Origin of the sequence: Acidovorax sp. (assembly GCF_046314175.1) — a bacterium.
Lineage (GTDB): Bacteria > Pseudomonadota > Gammaproteobacteria > Burkholderiales > Burkholderiaceae_C > Acidovorax.
Genome location: NZ_JBKBXG010000037.1, coordinates 22,187 through 37,142 on the forward strand (window position 1 = coordinate 22,187; position 14,956 = coordinate 37,142).

At 65.4% G+C, this 14,956-nt stretch carries 15 protein-coding genes; 6 read left to right on the top strand and 9 right to left on the bottom strand.

The window, feature by feature from the left end:
• The first annotated feature begins 30 nt into the window (after positions 1-30).
• The 5 genes from ACK4OE_RS12415 to ACK4OE_RS12435 all read left to right on the top strand — a co-directional run bounded on the left by ACK4OE_RS12415 (position 31) and on the right by ACK4OE_RS12435 (position 4,523).
• The gene (locus ACK4OE_RS12415; protein ID WP_409885117.1) at positions 31-963 is read left to right on the top strand and encodes an AraC family transcriptional regulator; all 933 of its coding nucleotides are present in this window, start codon (positions 31-33) and stop codon (positions 961-963) included.
• A gap of 180 nt (positions 964-1,143) precedes the next feature.
• Entirely contained in the window at positions 1,144-2,628 is a 1,485-nt protein-coding gene (xylB, locus tag ACK4OE_RS12420; RefSeq protein WP_409885118.1) for a xylulokinase, read from the top strand.
• Between the two features lie 28 nt (positions 2,629-2,656).
• Positions 2,657-3,691 (top strand): PfkB family carbohydrate kinase, encoded by a 1,035-nt coding sequence (locus ACK4OE_RS12425; RefSeq protein WP_409885119.1) that lies wholly within the window; start codon positions 2,657-2,659, stop codon positions 3,689-3,691.
• 71 nt (positions 3,692-3,762) lie between these two features.
• Positions 3,763-4,038: a hypothetical protein gene (locus ACK4OE_RS12430; RefSeq protein WP_409885120.1), complete on the top strand. Its 276-nt coding sequence runs from the start codon at positions 3,763-3,765 to the stop codon at positions 4,036-4,038.
• A gap of 104 nt (positions 4,039-4,142) precedes the next feature.
• Entirely contained in the window at positions 4,143-4,523 is a 381-nt protein-coding gene (locus ACK4OE_RS12435) for a GNAT family N-acetyltransferase (RefSeq protein ID WP_409885121.1), read from the top strand.
• Positions 4,524-4,646: 123 nt separating this feature from the next.
• Here the strand turns inward: ACK4OE_RS12435 and ACK4OE_RS12440 are convergent, their stop codons facing one another.
• The 3 genes from ACK4OE_RS12440 to ACK4OE_RS12450 all read right to left on the bottom strand — a co-directional run bounded on the left by ACK4OE_RS12440 (position 4,647) and on the right by ACK4OE_RS12450 (position 7,337).
• On the bottom strand, positions 4,647-5,294 hold the full coding sequence (locus ACK4OE_RS12440) for a hypothetical protein (protein WP_409885122.1): 648 nt from the start codon (positions 5,292-5,294) through the stop codon (positions 4,647-4,649).
• A 63-nt stretch (positions 5,295-5,357) separates the two neighbouring features.
• Entirely contained in the window at positions 5,358-6,788 is a 1,431-nt protein-coding gene (locus tag ACK4OE_RS12445) for an FAD-binding oxidoreductase (protein WP_409885123.1), read from the bottom strand.
• Positions 6,789-6,884: 96 nt separating this feature from the next.
• Positions 6,885-7,337 carry a DUF2069 domain-containing protein gene (locus ACK4OE_RS12450; RefSeq protein ID WP_409885124.1) on the bottom strand — a complete coding sequence of 151 codons (453 nt, stop codon included), beginning with the start codon at positions 7,335-7,337 and terminating at the stop codon, positions 6,885-6,887.
• Positions 7,338-7,358: 21 nt separating this feature from the next.
• Here ACK4OE_RS12450 and ACK4OE_RS12455 point away from each other — a divergent pair, with 21 nt between their 5' ends.
• Positions 7,359-8,609 carry a YihY family inner membrane protein gene (locus ACK4OE_RS12455; protein ID WP_409885125.1) on the top strand — a complete coding sequence of 417 codons (1,251 nt, stop codon included), beginning with the start codon at positions 7,359-7,361 and terminating at the stop codon, positions 8,607-8,609.
• A gap of 158 nt (positions 8,610-8,767) precedes the next feature.
• On the opposite strand, the gene ACK4OE_RS12460 is transcribed toward ACK4OE_RS12455, so the two are convergent.
• From ACK4OE_RS12460 to ACK4OE_RS12485, 6 genes are read right to left on the bottom strand one after another with little or no spacing between them, the layout of a single operon-like run.
• On the bottom strand, positions 8,768-9,115 hold the full coding sequence (locus ACK4OE_RS12460; protein ID WP_409885126.1) for a Na+/H+ antiporter subunit G: 348 nt from the start codon (positions 9,113-9,115) through the stop codon (positions 8,768-8,770).
• Between the two features lie 40 nt (positions 9,116-9,155).
• On the bottom strand, positions 9,156-9,443 hold the full coding sequence (locus tag ACK4OE_RS12465; RefSeq protein ID WP_409885127.1) for a K+/H+ antiporter subunit F: 288 nt from the start codon (positions 9,441-9,443) through the stop codon (positions 9,156-9,158).
• Positions 9,440-9,973, bottom strand: a complete 534-nt coding sequence (locus ACK4OE_RS12470; RefSeq protein ID WP_409885128.1) for a Na+/H+ antiporter subunit E — start codon at positions 9,971-9,973, stop codon at positions 9,440-9,442. The genes ACK4OE_RS12465 and ACK4OE_RS12470 overlap by 4 nt, the downstream gene beginning before the upstream one ends.
• Positions 9,970-11,613 (bottom strand): monovalent cation/H+ antiporter subunit D, encoded by a 1,644-nt coding sequence (locus ACK4OE_RS12475; protein WP_409885129.1) that lies wholly within the window; start codon positions 11,611-11,613, stop codon positions 9,970-9,972. Before ACK4OE_RS12475 ends, ACK4OE_RS12470 begins: the two co-directional genes overlap by 4 nt.
• Positions 11,610-11,978: a Na+/H+ antiporter subunit C gene (locus tag ACK4OE_RS12480; RefSeq protein WP_409885144.1), complete on the bottom strand. Its 369-nt coding sequence runs from the start codon at positions 11,976-11,978 to the stop codon at positions 11,610-11,612. Before ACK4OE_RS12480 ends, ACK4OE_RS12475 begins: the two co-directional genes overlap by 4 nt.
• 2 nt (positions 11,979-11,980) lie before the next feature.
• Entirely contained in the window at positions 11,981-14,869 is a 2,889-nt protein-coding gene (locus ACK4OE_RS12485) for a monovalent cation/H+ antiporter subunit A (protein ID WP_409885130.1), read from the bottom strand.
• Positions 14,870-14,956: the final 87 nt, after the last annotated feature.

Consider the following 14,956-nt stretch of genomic DNA (forward strand, 5'->3'; position numbering starts at 1 on the left):
TGCTGGTGTAACTTCAGCCCACCCACTGCCATGACCGTGAAAACGCCCATCGCCCCGCGCCAGACCAAGCCCGAGCTGGAGCACGACTATGTGCGCTCGCCCGAGCTGGGCTATGAGCCGCCCGAGACAGCGGGTTTCATTCGCTGCCTGTCGCACGGTTTCCCTACACCGCTGGCGCGCTGGCACTACCACGACGAGTACGAACTGCACCTGATCACCGCCACCTCGGGCAAGGTGTTTGTGGGCGACTGGATCGGACAGTTCCAGCCCGGCCATTTAGTGCTGACCGGGCCGCGCCTGCCGCACAACTGGATCAGCATGGACCTGCCCGAAGGCGGCGTGCCGCTGCGCGACCTGGTGATTCAGTTCTCGCACGCGCCGCTGGTGGCCAGCAGCGAAAGCATTCCAGAGCTGCGCGAGGTGCTGCCCCTGCTGGAGCGCGCGCGCCACGGCATCGAGTTCTTTGGCATGGAGGCGCAGGCGCAAGAGCACTGGCACCGCATCAAGGCCCGCCAGGGCCTGGCACGGTTTGGTGCATTCTGCGAGTTTTTAAGCGACCTGGCGCGTTGCACCGACTTTCGTCTGCTGTCGAGCACGCAGCTGCAAAGCGAGGACAACGACACCCAGCTCGACCAGATCAACGCCATCGTGAGCCGCATCACCGACCACTTGGCCGACCCGCTGTCGGCGGCCGACCTGGCGCAGGAGCTGGGTATGACGGAAAGCCGCTTTTCGCGCTTCTTCCGCCGCGCCACGGGCAACACCTTCACAGACTTCGTGAACCTGGTGCGCGTAAACCGTGCCTGCCAGCTGCTGATGGAGACCGAGCGCTACATCACGCACATCGCGTATGACGTGGGCTTCAACAACATGGCCAACTTCAACCGCCGCTTTCTGGACATCAAGGGCATGACGCCCAGCGAATACCGCAAGCAGGGTGCGGGACGGTTTGGCAAGGTGTGACGCCTTCGGGAGTTGTGAATTGAGGCGAACGCAGGGTGGTGTTTGCAGACTCCATGGTTCCCACCCAGAGCAGCAAACTCCGCAACCCACCGTTCGGGCTGAGCCTGTCGAAGCCAGGGCACACCGCCCACCTCCTCATCTTTCACCGCAGCAGCAGCCCACGAACAAACCCAACCATCCATGTACCTCGGAATCGATTTAGGCACCTCGGGTGTCAAGCTCCTGCTGCTCGACGACGCGCACATCGTCGTCGCCACGGCGGACGCCGCCGTGCCCCAGCACCGCCCCCAACCCACCTGGAGCGAGCAGCACCCAGCAGACTGGATGGCCGCAGTAGAAGCAGCCATGGAGCAACTGCGCTCTCAGGTTCCCACTGCATGGGCGCAGGTGCGCGGCATCGGTCTCTCAGGCCACATGCACGGCGCCGTTGTGCTGGGCGCACAGGGCCAGGTGCTGCGCCCCGCCATTTTGTGGAACGACGGCCGCGCCAGCGCCGAGTGCGCTGCGCTGGAGCAGGCCGTGCCCATGTCACGCCAGATCACCGGCAACCTCGCCATGCCCGGCTTCACCGCGCCCAAGCTGCTGTGGCTGCGCGCGCACGAACCCGCCGTGTTCGACCAGATCCGCACCGTGCTGCTGCCCAAAGACTGGTTGCGCCTGCAGCTCACGGGTGACGCGGTGAGTGACATGTCTGACGCATCCGGCACGTTGTGGCTCGACGTACAGGCCCGCGGCTGGAGCCCAGCGATGCTGCAGGCCTGTGGACTGGACACATCGCACATGCCCGCCCTGGCCGAGGGCAATGCGCCCACCGGCACGCTGCGCAGCGATGTAGCGCGCCGTTGGGGGCTTGGAGGCGGCGTGGTCGTGGCCGCAGGCGCGGGCGACAACGCCGCCAGCGCTGTGGGCGTGGGCGCGCGTACGGCCGGGCAGGGCTTTGTGTCGCTGGGCACCTCGGGCGTGGTTTTCCGCGTGACGGACTCCTTTGCCCCCGCCACCGAACGCGCTGTGCACGCCTTTGCCCACGCGCTGCCGCAGCGTTGGCACCATATGTCGGTGATGCTCAGTGCTGCGAGTGCGTTTGGCTGGATCACGCGGCTTACGGGGCGGGGCGATGAGGCGCAACTTTCTGATGCCGTGGGCGCATTGGTACCAAGCCGCCAGGCCCAGGCGCCTTTGTTTTTGCCCTACCTCAGTGGCGAGCGCACGCCGCACAACAACGCGGCCGCCACCGGCGTCTTCATGGGCTTGCGGGCCGAGCACGAAGCGGCGGACTTGGCCTATGCCGTGATGGAAGGCGTGGGCTTTGGCCTGCTCGACGGACTCAACGCCATGCGCGCCGCAGGGGAAGGGTGGGGCGGTGCCACAGGTCTAAATGACGAAGCCCTGGCCCTCGTCGGCGGCGGCGCCCGCAGCAACCCTTGGGCGCAGCTTTTGGCCAGCGCACTGGGCACCCCGCTCCAACGCCCGCAGGGCGCACACGCCGCAGCCGCCCTGGGCGCCGCCCGCCTGGCCGCCATGGCCTGTGGTGGTGATGAAGCCCACTGGTGCCAGCCTTTGCCCGCCGACGCCACCTTCACTCCCCAGCCTGCGCAACAAATCCTGCTGGCCGACCGCTACGCCCGGTTTGTGGCGCTGTACCCCGCGCTGCAATCGCAGTTCTGACGCACTGCGTGCATCTTCCAAAGCCGCCATGACCTCTGCACAAGACACCTCCAGCGCCACAGCGCCCATCCACGCCGCTATCGCAGGCGAGGCCCTCATCGACCTCATCCGCCGCCCCGATGGCAGCTACCTGCCGTGCCTGGGCGGCGCGCTGTACAACCTGTGCCGCGCGCTGGCCCGCCAGGGCGTGGGCACGCAGTACCTGAATCCCTTGTCGCGCGACCGCTTTGGCCGCGAGCTGGCTGCGCAGTTGGTCGCCGACGGCGTGTTGCTGGCCCAGCCTGAGCCCGTGCAGCAAGTCACCTCCCTGGCCGTGGTCAACCTCAATGAACGCGGCCACCCCGACTACGCCTTCTACCGCGAGGGCGTGGCCGACCGTGCTGTGTCTGCCCACGGACTGATCGAAGCCTGCACCGCCTTGCCCGCATTGCAACTCGTCTGCACCGGCGCGCTGGCGCTCGACGAACGCGACACCGCCATCTACCTGCCCTGGCTCGCCGCCCAGCGCGCCGCTGGTCGCTGCGTGGTGGTGGATGCCAACCTGCGTCCCTCCGTCATGCCAGACCTGGCCGCCTACCGCACGACGGTGCACGCCGCGCTGGCCCACGCCCACATCATCAAAACCAGCGACGAAGACCTGGACCACCTGGCCGTGCCGGGCACCGATGCTTTGACCCGCGCCCGCCACCTGCTAGCCGCCAACCCGAAGGCGCACCTGCTGGCCCTGACCTTGGGGGCTGAAGGCGCATGGCTGCTGCACCGCAACGGCGCACAGTGTTTTGCCAAAGAAGCGCAACCGCTGGAGGTCGTTGACACCGTGGGCGCGGGCGACAGCTTTCTGGCGGGGCTGTTGGCGCACCTGCTGCGGCAGGCGCAGGTTGCCGGTGGTGTGCGCTTTGTGCAGTTCGTTGAAACACTGACGGCCGAAGCGTGCAGAACGGCGCTGCGCCATGCGCTGGCCAGTGCGAGCCTGTGTGTGGTGGAGCAGGGCTGTGTGCCTCCCGGGTGGGACGCTGCGAGCGAGTGGAGCCTTCTGCATCCTGCGGCCCAAGACCCAGCTTGAGTGGGGGGCTTGGTGCAGGCTGGACTGGACTAGGTTCTAAGATATCTTGTCGCCAATTTGATGGGGGGCCTATGGCTGAGTTTGTTGTCGCGGTGCTGTGGTCTGCGCTCGAACTGCTGCTGGTATTTACGGGTGCGCTGGTGGTACGTGCTGTCAGCCTGGGCCGCTGGCGCTCCGAGCGCTGGGGCAGTAACGAAGCGCGTATCTTTGGCGCAGCGGGCGCCCTGTCGTTTCGTCACGAGGGAAAGCGTGTGTTGACGACCAGCGGGCTGGTATTCGTGGGCCTGTTGTTCTACGTATTGCTCGTGCCGGTGATGTTCATTTTTTGGGGATTGGTGTCGGCGTGATTCCCTTTGGCGCTGCGCCTCACACCTCATGCGCCATCACCGTCGGAGCAAGTGCAGCAGAAGCCGCCTGCAACGTCGTCCGTCAATCCATCACCCACTGTTGCGTGGCCGACCACGGTAACGTCCCCACCATCCTTGCCGCATGGCTGGCCAACAAAACCCCCGAGAACCTGGCTGCATGGATCTCCGCGCCCGGCGCCGCCGCCTGGGGTGCCTACCGAGCGGAAACCATGGTGGGTTTTGCACTGCTGACGCAGGCCACGCTGGCGCTGTGTTACGTGGTACCAGATGCCTTGTACCAAGGCGTGGGCCGCGCCTTGCTGGCTTCAGCCGAGGCCCACGCGCGGCAGGCAGGGCTTGCTGCGTTGGGGCTGGAGAGCACACGCACGGCGGAGGCTTTTTACCGCCGCAATGGTTATGAGCCTGCAGGCGCTCTGCAATCATGGGCGGGCTTGCAAGCGCAGCCCATGCGCAAAGTGCTTTGAGTAGGGGCGGATGCACGCACTGGCGGTTGTGCGTACGGCAAAATTTTTAATAAAAATGGCCTCTAGCGCTTGATGGGTAAGCGCTAGTAGCTACTGTTTTTATAGTGTTTGGAGCCCAGCGCGTCACGTGAGTCGCTGGACTAGCGTGCGAACGTGCTTGCCCCGGTTGTCGCGCATTTCCAGAATCTGCCACTGCGTGCCGTAGTTCCTGTCGGTGAAGCGCATGTGTGAGGCGATCTCGGTCAGTGCCGCAGCGTCAGGGGTGAGCAGTTGCTCGACATAGGCCACGATATCTTTGCCTTTGGGTGTGAATGCGAAGCCGTCGTTGTCGAACTCGAACACCTGGCCAGCGCTTTCGCCATCGGTGGCCACCACGATGTAGTTGCCTGTGCGGGGCACCTCGCCAACCACCACGCAGTGTTCAACCCAAGCTGGCAGCGTGTTGGCGCGTTCTTCATCGTCGCTCAGGTCTTGCGTCCAGCCCGCAAACCCGTCGTGCAGAGACGCCCACTCGGCAGGTGGGGCGATGTATCTGGCCGCTTCCCCGCTCTGGGCGTCGTGGTACAGCATGAGTGCGCCGAAGGTGGCGTAGAACGCGCGCAGTGGGCCGACATCGGGGATGGCTGCCTGTGCGGCTTCGTCCAGTGGGGCGGGCGGCTGGATGAGGTGCTTGAACGTCACCACGCGGGTCTCATCGGGTTTGCGAAGGCGCTCGCAGGTGAATTCACCGGTGTGTTCGCTGACGGCGCGGTGCAGGTCGGTCAAGGACATGGGCAGTTTTTTGTTGCGGTGCGTTATGTGACCGTGTGTAGCGGTGCTTGGGTGCGCGTCGCTTCAGGCCTGAACGGGGCTGCGGAGCACCCGGCCCGGGTTCATGATGCCTTGCGGGTCCAGCGCCTGCTTGATGGCGCGCATCATGCCCATTGCCACGGGCGACTGGTACTTCTCCAGCTTGTCGGCCTTGAGCTCGCCAATGCCATGCTCGGCCGAGAACGAGCCGCCAAACTCGGCCACGGCTTCATACACCAGATGGTGCACATGCTGTTCATGCTCAAGCAAAAAGGCCTTGGCATCGCCTTCGGCCGGTGCCTGCACGTTGTAGTGCAGGTTGCCGTCGCCCAGGTGGCCAAAGTTGACCAGGCGCACGCCGGGAATCTCACGTTGCAGCACTGCATCGGTGTGCGCCACGAAGGCGGGGATGCGCGAGATCTGCACCGAGATGTCGTGCTTGATGTTCAGCCCTTCCTCGGCCTGCGCGAGCGGGATGTTTTCGCGGATGTGCCACAGCTGACTGGCCTGGGTCAGGTTCTCGGCCACCACGGCGTCGGTGACGCAACCTGCTTCAAACGCGGTCTCCAGCAGTGATTCGAAACGCGCACGGGCATGTTCTTCGGATTCGCTGTCGGAGTTTTCGAGCAACACACACCAGGGCGCGTTCTCGTCGCCCAGAAACGGCACACGCAGTTGGGGCATGTGTTTGCCCACCAGGCTCAGCGCAAACTGGCCCATCACCTCAAACCCCGTGAGGCCCGCGCCCAGCTGCTTGTGCGCCAGGCCTAGCAGGGCCACGGCGTGTTCCATCGACGGCACCGCGGCCCAGGCGGTCAGGCGCGCGGCGGGCTCCGGGTAGAGCTTGAGCGTGGCGGCGGTGATGATGCCCAGCGTGCCTTCGCTGCCGATGAACAGGTCGCGCAGGTCATAGCCGGTGTTGTCCTTGCGCAGGCCCTTGAGGCCGTCCCACACCTCGCCCTGGGCGGTGACCACTTCGAGGCCCAGGCACAGGTCGCGCGCATTGCCGTAGCGCACCACCTGCGTGCCGCCCGCGTTGGTGCCCAGGTTGCCGCCGATGGTGCAGCTGCCCTCGGCTGCAAGGCTCAGGGGGAACAACACCCCGGCGTTCTGCGCCACGTCCTGCAGGTTTTGCAGGATGCAGCCGGCCTCTACCGTCATGGTCAGGTTGTCGGTGTCCACGCTGCGCACGGCGTTCATGCGCGTGAGGCTCAGCACGATTTGAGTGCCGGAATCGTCGGGCGTCGAGCCCACGGCCAGGCCGGTGTTGCCCCCCTGCGGCACGATGGAGGTGCCCGCGGCGGCGCAGGCCTTGACCACGGCGGCCACTTCCAGTGTACTGGCGGGGCGCACCACGGCCAGGGCCTTGCCGCGCACGCGGCGGCGCCAGTCTTGTTCCCAGGCAGAGAGGTCGCCTTCGGTAATGACGTTGGAGGGGCCGACCAGGGCGCGCAGGGTGTCGAGGAGGGTGGTCATGGGCATAGGTCTTTTGTTTGTCAGTCCAAAGGCGCCAAAGTCAGTGTGGGTGGCCCGCTGCCGCCGTGGCGTGAAATGGCGAAGGGTGTGCTGGTGTCAGTGGGGGGATGGTGTGGCGTCACCACCGTCTGCATCCGCCGCTGCAGCTCTGGCGTTGCGCTGGCGCAGCCGCACATGCAGCGTGCAGGCGGTAAACAGCACCAGGCACAGTGCCACTTCAACGAGGGCCAGCCACTGCGACGGAGGCTGGTCGCTCCAGCCGCGCACCACACCTTCGGTGAAGTACAGCCAGATCACTAGACTGACCCACCGGTAGGTGTACATGCGGTTTTTGAGAATGCCCGCCAGCGGGATGCATAGCGGAAGCGCCTTGAGCGCAAGCCATGAGCCGCCGGGGCGCAGCGGGGCCAGCACCAGTTCCCACGCCAGGCACAAAACGATGAGTCCGAGCAGACTGCCGGTGGCCAGCCAGCGCGTGGCGGCGACGCCGTTGTCGGAGGGCGTAAGGGGGGCGGGAGGGGAGGCGGGGGCTGGGCGGGATGCGGTCATTGGGGTGGCATCATATCGGCCATGGCTTTCTCCTTACAGGCAGTAGCGTCGCGCGTTGAAGCGCTGGTGGCCGAACTGTCCCAATTCCCTTGGCGCACCACGGCCCAGACCCTGCGTGAGCGCTTTCGCGAGGACCACCTGGGGCTGACGGCCAGCAGCCTCACTTTCACCACCACCCTGGCGCTGGTGCCTTTTTTTGCAGTGGCGCTGGCGGTGTTCACCGCGTTTCCCATTTTTGGCAAGCTGCAGGGTGCGCTGCAGGGCTGGCTGGTGAGTAGCCTGGTGCCCGACAGCATCTCGCGCCAGGTGCTCGGTTATCTCACGCAGTTTGCAGCCAAGGCCAGCGGCCTGGGTGTGGTGGGTTTCAGCATTTTGCTGGCCACCGCACTGGCGTTGATCTTGACTATCGACCGCACGCTCAACGACATCTGGCGCGTGCAGCGTCTGCGGCCACTGGGTCAACGGGTGCTGATCTACTGGGCGGCCATCACGCTGGGTCCGCTGCTGCTGGGCGCTAGTCTGGCGTTAACGTCGTATGTGATGTCGGCCTCGGGCGGGCTGGTCAAGCGCTTGCCAGACGGGGTGCAACTGCTGTTCGATTCCATTCAGTTCCTGTTGCTGGCGGCTGGCATGGCTGCGCTTTACCACTACGTGCCCAACACCGCCGTGAAGTGGCGGCATGCGTGGACCGGTGGATTTTTTGTGGCGGTCTGTATTGAGCTGGCCAAGAAGGTGCTGGCGCTGTATTTGGGCAAGGTGCCTACCTATTCGGTGGTGTACGGCGCCTTTGCCACGCTGCCGATCTTGCTGGTGTGGATCTATGTGGCCTGGGTCATTGTGCTGCTGGGGGCGGTGGTCACTGCGTATCTTCCCAGCTTGCTGGCAGGTGTTGCGCGGCGCGGCACGGTGGCAGGATGGACGTTTCAGCTGGCGGTGGAGGTGCTGCAAGAGCTCCACCGCGCCCGCCGCCATGCATCCCGGGGCCTGCGCCCCAGTCAGCTGGCGCAGTTGCTGCGGGTGGATGTGCTGCAACTGGAACCCGTGCTGGAGGCTTTGACCACCCTGGACTGGGTGGGCGAGGTGGCAGACGCGGCGACAAGTGCGTCGGACGTTCCAGAGTCCCGCTATGTGCTGCTGGCAGACCCGCACAACACCTTGCTGGAGCCCTTGGTGCGCAGACTGCTGCTGGACCGGGCCGCAAGCCTGGAACCGCTGTGGGGCCGTGCTGGGCTTGGTGGCTTGCACCTGGTCGACGTACTGCAAAATGAATAGCTGCTAGCGCTTGCTGGATAAGCGCTAGAGCCTGTTTTGACTAATATTTTTCTCCAGCGAACCGCAACCCGCAAACGGCGATGAGGGGCTCAGTCTCTCAGTCCCGTCTGCTGGTCTGTCGGCGCTATGTGGGGCCCATCAACACCAGGACCGTCGCATCACCCTTGCCGACGCTCTGGCACCGCATCGGGTGGGGTCGGCGCACGTCCGCCCACGCGCAGGTGCAGCGCTGCCTGGGCCATGAGGTTGGCCGACACAGGGGCGGTGACAAACACGAACAGTGTGATCAACAGCTCGGCAAAGCCCATGCGGCCCTCGGCGGCCGCCAGGATCATGCTGGCCAGCAGCACACCGCCCACGCCCAGCGTGGACGCCTTGGTGGGGGCATGCAGGCGCATGAAGAAGTCGGGCAGGCGCACCAGGCCAATCACACCGACGAGAGAGAAGAATGCGCCGACCAGCAAGAGCGCGGCGGCCAGCCATTCAGCAATGATTTGAAAGGTCATGGGTGTCTTTCTTGTGCTTCAGCAAAGGTCAGTCACACGGTCACTCGATCACGTCGCCGCGGCTCAGGTAGCGCGCCATGGCCACCGTGGAGGCAAAGCCCAGCATGGCCACAATCAGCGCGGCCTCAAACAGCAGGCCGGTCTGCCAGCGGATGCCCAGCAGCACCACAAGCGCCACGGCATTGAGGTACAGCGTGTCGATGGCCAGAACGCGGTCGATGGACTGCGGGCCACGCATGAGACGCCATGCACACAGCAAAAATGACACCGCCATGGCAGCGGTGGTGATGTCCAGCGCGAGGGGAAGGATGCTGGTGGCAGCGTTCATGCGCGGTCTCCTTGGATGGCAGCAGCTGTGGGTTCAACCGCTTCGAAAATGGCCAGCAAAGGCGCTTCGTAGCGGGCCTTGATGTCGGCGGCCATCTGCGCCGGGTCGTCGCAGTTGAGCGCATGCACAAGGATCTCGTGGCGCTCTTCGTCGATGGTGCACGACACCGTACCCGGCGTGGTGGTGATGATGGTCGCCAGCAGGGCAATGGCGGTGGGGTTGGTCAGCGTCAGCGGCACGGGAACCCAGGCGGGTTGGGGACGCGACATGGGGCCCAGAACCAGGCGTGCCACGGTGATGTTGGACACCACGATGTCCCACAGCACCACGCCACCCAGCCGCACGGCCGCGCGCATGTTCAGGCGGCGCGGGTCGGGCAGAAAGTCTTTCAGCAGCCGGGGCACGATCAGGCCGATCAGCACGCCCGACAGCAGATGAAAGACCGACAAAGAGTGCTGTAGCAGCAGCCAGGTAATGGCCAGTAGCACCGACAGCCACGGGTGTGTCAGCCAGCGTTGTTTCTTGCTCATGGTGCGACCGCCTTTCCGGGTAGCTTCACTTCGCCTTCGCCACCCCGGTAAGGCCGGGTGGTCTGCGCGGCCGACCCGCCCACCGCATTGAGCACGGCGTCGGCGTAGCCGTTGCGATCAGCCAGCTGTGCGGCTGCGGCGTCGGTGTAGCGCTTCAGGGGGGACGCGGCCACGGCGAGCAGCAGGCTGAGCGCCAGCAGGGTCAGCGTGGCGGCCATCAGGCGGCCACTGCTGCCCGCACGGCAGTCGTCGGTGCGGCCCGGCAGCACGTTCCAGAACAGGATGGCCCCTGCGCGCGCCAGACCCACCAGGGTCAGAAAGCCAGCGCCCAGAACCACCGCCCACACCCAGGTATGGGCTGGCGTGGCTGCAGCGCTTTCCAGCACCATCAGCTTGCCAAGAAAACCGGGCAAGGGGGGCAGACCGGCCGCTGAAGCGGCGCCCAAGAGTGTCATGAGGCCCAGCGCGACGGGTTGCGCCACCGGCGGCGCCGGTTGCAGATGGTCGCCTGCGTTCCCGCGCTGCGATGCCACCAGTTCCACCAGCAGAAACAGTGCGGCCATGACCAGCGTGCTGTGCACCGTGTAGTACAGCGCGGCAGACATGGCGTCGGTAGTGAACAGGCCCACAGCGGCCAGGATGATGCCGATCGACGACACGGTGAGGTACGACACCAGCCGCGCCAGGCTGTGGGCGGCCAGTGCGCCAAAAACACCCAGCACGGTGGTCACCAGCGCCAGGGGCAGCAGCCAGGGTGCCGCAGCAAAGGCGGCGTGTCCGGCGCCCTCGCCCAGCATCACGGCGTGCACGCGGATGATGCTGTACACGCCCACCTTGGTCATGATGGCAAAAAGTGCTGCCACCGGCGCACTGGCTGCGGCGTAGGTGTTGGGCAGCCACATGTAGAGCGGCACGATGGCTGCCTTGAGTCCGAACACCACCAGCAGCACCATGGCCCCCGCCTTGAGCAGGGACGCCTGCTCTGGGTCCAGCTGGGCAATACGCAGCGACAGGTCGGCCATGTTCAACGTGCCGGTCACTGCGTAGATGATGGCCAGACCGATCAGAAACAGCGCAGACGCTGCCAGATTGAGCACGACGTAGTGCAGCCCGGCCTTGAACCGATCACGCCCCTGGCCATGCACCATGAGCACATAGGACGCGATCAGCAGTACCTCGAAAAACACGAAGAGGTTGAACAGGTCGCCCGTGATGAACGCACCCGACAGGCCCATGAGCTGAAAGTGGAACAGTGCGTGAAAGTGCCGACCGTGGCTGTCCCAGCCGCCGGTGGAGTACCACAGCACGGGCACGGCAATCGTCCACGTCAGTGCCAGCATCAGCGCGCTCAGGCGGTCGATCACCAGCACAATGCCGAACGGCGCGGGCCATGCGCCCAGCGGGTAAACCGTCAGCGGGCCGCTGGAGGCCTCGGTCAGAAGGCGCCAGGCCAGCACGGCGCCAAACACCACCGACGTCATGCTGACCCAGCGCCGGGCGCGCAATTGCGTGCCGCCGTGGCTGGCCTGCCCACCGCCGTCGCCGATCAGCAGCAAAGCCACCGCGGTGAACATCGGCACAAGCACTGGCAGCACCGGCAGGTGCAGGCCAAAGAAAGAGTTCAGGAGATCTCCGATCATGCCGCCTCATCCCGTTGTGGTGTGGTGGGGCGATGTCCGGGCTCATGCCCGTCCACATGGTCGGTGCCGGTTTCGTGGCGGCTGCGCAGGGCCAGTTCCACCACAAACCCGGTGGTGGCAAAGCCGATGACGATGGCGGTCAACACCAGTGCCTGCGGAAGCGGGTCGGCCACGCGGCCTCCTTCGGTCAGGATGGGCGCCGCGTTTTGCCACAGGCGGCCCATGGCAAAAATGAAGACATTCACGGCGTAGCCCAGCAGGCTCAGGCCCAGGATCACGGGCCATGTGCGGCCGCGCAGGATCAGGTAAAGAGCGGTGGTGGTGACCGCACCGATGCCGGTGGCCACCAGGAATTCAAGGCTCATGATCATGGTTGGACTCCGTCGGGTTTGGCATGGGCGTTGTCGTTGGCGGGCTGGGGGGTGGAGGGCTTGCCCGCACCCTCGCGGGTGACCGCCCCCAGTGTGGACAGTGTCAGCAGCGTGGCGCCCACGACGGTGATGTACACGCCCAGGTCAAACAAGGCGGCCGTGGCAAGCGGTATGTCTCCCAGAAGGGGGATGTGGGGGTGGCCGTGCGCGCTGGTCAGGAACGGCTGGCCAAACGCAAAGGCACCAATGCCTGTCAACCCTGCAATACCCAGGCCGATGCCGATCCAGCGCACAAAGCGCCGCCCACCTTCGGCCCGCAGCAGGGCCTCGGCCCGCGTCTGGCCCATGGCGACGTATTGCAGCGCCAGGGCCACCGCAGTGACAAGGCCTGCAATGAATCCGCCGCCGGGCAGGTTGTGACCGCGCATAAAGATGTACAGCGTTACCACCAAAGCCAGCGGCAGCACCACGCGGGCAGCCACGCGCAGCATGAGCGGCTGCACGGCAAAGGTGTAAGGCTCGCCATTGGCATCGGTGGCGGGGCGCCGGGTGCGCATGCCGTCCATCAGTGCCAGAACGCCTACAGCGGCAATGCCCAGCACGGTGATTTCGCCAAAGGTGTCATAGCCCCGGAAGTCCACCAGGATCACGTTCACCGCATTGGTGCCGCCACCCGCGATGGCGGACTGATTGAGGAAGTACCAGGCAATCGAGTCGTGATCGCGCGTGAGCATGACCCACGCCAGCCAGGCCATGCCTGCGCCACCCAGCAACGCAAGCGACCCGTCGCGCAGTTTGCGTGCATCTGTTGATTCGCGCGGTGACAGGCGGGGCAGCAAGGCCAGCCCCATCAGCAGCAGCACGGTAGCGACAACGTCAACGGTCAGCTGGGTAAGCGCGAGGTCAGGGGCCGAAAGGCCGACAAAGCTCAGCGCGGTGACCAGGCCAATCGCTCCTGCGACCACCACCGACTGGAACCGGTCGTGATGCTTGAGCATGAGCCATACGCACGCGGCCAGCAGCAGTCCCCAAAGCACCAGGGCGACTGCGTTCACCGGCAGAAGCTCCCTGCTGCCTGTGCCCGGGGTCTGGCCGCTCAGTACAGGCACCGCCACGGCGGCTACGCAGGCCATGACCATCCACGCCAGGTAGCGTTGCAGCGAGCCGGTTTCAAGCAACGCCGTGATTCGGCCCACCCCCTCGAACAACCGGTCGGAGCCGCGTGTGAACAAGTGGGACCCCGTGAGCGCGCCAAACCAGTTTTCGGAGGTCATGCCGTGCAGGCGCTTGTCGCGCGCCAGCCAGAAGTACAGCAGCAGGCCCGCGCCCAGTGCCACTGCGCTGAGCAGCAGCGGCAGGTTGAACCCGTGCCAGATCGCCAGATGGAACTCGGGCGGTGGTGTGCCCAGCATGGCGGTGGCTGCCACCAACACCATAGGCCCGGCCACCAGGGATGGCATCACCCCCACAACAATACAGATGGCGGCGAGCAGTGCCACCGGCGCTTTCATGCCCAGCGGGGGCTCATGGGGGTGCGGGTTGGGCAGGTCGCGCGGCGGGCCGTTGAAGAACATGTCGTGCACCAGCCGGGCCGAATACGCCACGCTGCACACCGCGGCCAAGGTGGCCATGGCGGGCACCAGCCAGTGCCAGCCGCCGCCCGCTTGCGAAAACGCCACCGCCTCGGTGAGGAACATTTCTTTGGAGATAAAGCCGTTGAACAGCGGAACACCCGCCATGGCTGCGGCTGCGATCATGGCGAGCGTGGCCGTCCATGGCATCAGCCGGTACAAACCGCCGAGCTGGCGCAGGTCGCGCGTGCCGGTCTCGTGGTCCACGATGCCGGCCGTCATGAACAGGGCGGCCTTGAAGCTCGCGTGGTTCAGGATGTGGAAGATGGCTGCGACGGCTGCCAGCGGCGAGCCCAGACCGATGAGAAAGACGATCAGCCCAAGGTGGCTGATGGTGGAGTAGGCGAGCAGACCTTTGAGGTCGTGCTTGAAGACGGCAATGAACGCGGCAAAGGCCACGGTGACAAGCCCGGTGGTGGAGACGATGCCCACAAACAGCTCGGTGCCGCCGATGACCGGAGTCAGCCGCGCCAGCAAAAAGATCCCTGCCTTCACCATGGTGGCCGAGTGCAGATAAGCCGACACCGGCGTGGGCGCGGCCATGGCCTGGGGCAGCCAGAAGTGGAAGGGGAACTGTGCGCTTTTGGTGAAGCAGCCCAGCAGGATCAAAATCAGCGCCGCCGGGTAGCGCGCGTCGGCCTGGATCTGCGCGGCCACTGCCGTCATCTGGCTGATTTCGTACGTCCCCGCAATCTGGCCCAGAAGCACGAAACCCCCCAGCATCGCCAGCCCGCCGCCACCGGTCACCGCCAGAGCCATGCGAGCGCCCGCGCGGGCATCGGCACGGTGGTTCCAGTAGCCCACCAGCAAAAAGGACGAAATGCTGGTCAGCTCCCAGAACACGATGAGCAGCAGCACGTTGTCAGACAGAACTATGCCCAACATGGCCGCCATGAACAGCATCAGCGTGCAATAGAACTTGCCCGCGGGGTCGTCGGCACCCAGGTAGTTGTGGGCGTACAGAATGATCAGCAGCCCCATGCCGGTGATCAAGAGCGCGAACATGAGCGACAGCCCATCCAGGCGCAGGCCGATGTTCAAACCGATCTCGGGGACCCAGGGCGTGAACTGCCGCAGCACCTCGCCGCCCATCACCGCAGGGGCCTGCATCAGCAGCAGACCCAGGCTGGCGGCGGTGACGGCTGCTGCAATCCATGCAGTGCGCGCGCGATAGCCAGGGTTTTGAACGGCGCCGGACCAGCCGGTGAGGCTGGTGCCTGCCAGTAGCGGCAGCAAGATGATGAGCAGCAGCACGGTGTCCTATCCAGTCAAATGAGCCGCCATTCTAGGCAAGCCCTTTCAAGTCCCCGCGCAGCGGGGGGGTGAAGAAGAAACGTCTGA

Excerpts from the sequence above, each read along its gene's own strand:
- ACK4OE_RS12415 (WP_409885117.1), top strand. The coding sequence starts at position 31 with ATGACCGTGAAAACGCCCATCGCCCCGCGCCAGACCAAGCCCGAGCTG.
- xylB (WP_409885118.1), top strand. The coding sequence starts at position 1,144 with ATGTACCTCGGAATCGATTTAGGCACCTCGGGTGTCAAGCTCCTGCTG.
- ACK4OE_RS12425 (WP_409885119.1), top strand. The coding sequence starts at position 2,657 with ATGACCTCTGCACAAGACACCTCCAGCGCCACAGCGCCCATCCACGCC.
- ACK4OE_RS12430 (WP_409885120.1), top strand. The coding sequence starts at position 3,763 with ATGGCTGAGTTTGTTGTCGCGGTGCTGTGGTCTGCGCTCGAACTGCTG.
- ACK4OE_RS12440 (WP_409885122.1), bottom strand. The coding sequence starts at position 5,294 with ATGTCCTTGACCGACCTGCACCGCGCCGTCAGCGAACACACCGGTGAA.
- ACK4OE_RS12445 (WP_409885123.1), bottom strand. The coding sequence starts at position 6,788 with ATGACCACCCTCCTCGACACCCTGCGCGCCCTGGTCGGCCCCTCCAAC.
- ACK4OE_RS12450 (WP_409885124.1), bottom strand. The coding sequence starts at position 7,337 with ATGACCGCATCCCGCCCAGCCCCCGCCTCCCCTCCCGCCCCCCTTACG.
- ACK4OE_RS12455 (WP_409885125.1), top strand. The coding sequence starts at position 7,359 with ATGGCTTTCTCCTTACAGGCAGTAGCGTCGCGCGTTGAAGCGCTGGTG.
- ACK4OE_RS12460 (WP_409885126.1), bottom strand. The coding sequence starts at position 9,115 with ATGACCTTTCAAATCATTGCTGAATGGCTGGCCGCCGCGCTCTTGCTG.
- ACK4OE_RS12465 (WP_409885127.1), bottom strand. The coding sequence starts at position 9,443 with ATGAACGCTGCCACCAGCATCCTTCCCCTCGCGCTGGACATCACCACC.
- ACK4OE_RS12470 (WP_409885128.1), bottom strand. The coding sequence starts at position 9,973 with ATGAGCAAGAAACAACGCTGGCTGACACACCCGTGGCTGTCGGTGCTA.
- ACK4OE_RS12475 (WP_409885129.1), bottom strand. The coding sequence starts at position 11,613 with ATGATCGGAGATCTCCTGAACTCTTTCTTTGGCCTGCACCTGCCGGTG.
- ACK4OE_RS12480 (WP_409885144.1), bottom strand. The coding sequence starts at position 11,978 with ATGAGCCTTGAATTCCTGGTGGCCACCGGCATCGGTGCGGTCACCACC.